Annotated in this window: 2 protein-coding genes; one reads left to right on the top strand and one right to left on the bottom strand. The window is 46.9% G+C overall.

Features of this window, described 5'->3' with window-relative positions:
* Positions 1-136: 136 nt before the first annotated feature.
* Positions 137-622: a nitroreductase family protein gene (locus VZT47_RS10610; RefSeq protein ID WP_330224921.1), complete on the bottom strand. Its 486-nt coding sequence runs from the start codon at positions 620-622 to the stop codon at positions 137-139.
* Between the two features lie 288 nt (positions 623-910).
* Here VZT47_RS10610 and VZT47_RS10770 point away from each other — a divergent pair.
* Positions 911-1,088: zinc-ribbon domain-containing protein (locus VZT47_RS10770; RefSeq protein ID WP_442877437.1), on the top strand; the 178-nt coding region annotated here is incomplete at its 3' end.

The following is a 1,088-nucleotide window of genomic DNA, read 5'->3' as shown; positions in this document are numbered from 1 at the left end:
CAATCCAGTTATCCGGATAGTCTCCCCGGTATTCCACCACTTCTTCCAGCGGTTTTCTGGGCATGTGGCGGAATTCCTTATCCGTATAGCCGAAGGCGAAGGCTGCCGCCATTTCCCCTTCAACGCCCAGCCAATCTTAGAGTTCGTCATAGGCGAAGAATACGTTGCAGGTCCACAGGCTTCCGATATGTCTGGCTGTGGCTTCGAGGCACATGTTCTGGATGGCCGCTGCTACGGACTGGATGTCGGAGATTTCCATCATGTGTTCCGGAATGGAGAGATTTTTCCTGTAGGAAATCCCTTTCGTATTGAGGACGAATACGATGACCGGCGCCTGTTCCAGCACTCTTGCGGTGTAGATGGCGGAAGGAATGAATTTCGCATAGTCTTTGCCAAACATAGCATTTTCTGCGCCTTCCCTGTTTTTCTGAATGCCTTCCTTCAGCTTTTTGATCATGGCTTTTCTTTCATCACCGCGGACGACGATGAATTTCCAGGGCTGCTGGTTCTTTTCGGAGGGCGCCCAGCAGCCGGCTTTCAGGATTTCTTCCAGATCTTCGGCAGGGATGGGTTTCTGGAGGAAATGGCGGATACTTCTTCTCTTGTAAATTTCTTCAATCATTTGAAAGTCCTTTCATTATCGTATATTTCAGGGTACCGGATTTTATTTTTCAGGCATAACATGACAATTATAGTGCTTTATAGACTCTGAGTCAACCTTCCATTTATGGATTGCCTTTTATATTTTCCCGGCAGAGGAAGTATGATGCGGACCGGGCGTCACTGTTTTTCTGTATCTGATTATAAAGTATTTTTTTAATTGCGGCCCGTTATATTTATGGGGAATCTAAAAAAGAAATGATATAATTTTAGTAGAGAAGTTTGGAACGATTGGAAATTCATTCTTTCCATGAGGAAGGAGAACCGTATGGATCAGAGGGAATTTCATTGTCCTTTCTGCGGGGGAAGGATTGAGGAAGGTGAAAAGTTCTGCGCCCGGTGCGGGAAGCCCCTGGACTGGGAAGCTATTAAAAAAGACAGGGCCTGCCCGAAGTGCGGCGCTCCTTATGAAGAGGGCGACCGTTTCT

This window comes from Dialister sp., assembly GCF_036343215.1.
GTDB lineage: Bacteria > Bacillota > Negativicutes > Veillonellales > Dialisteraceae > Dialister.
Note: the sequence above shows the minus strand (reverse complement) of the source record. Positions and strands in the feature narration are given on the sequence as shown.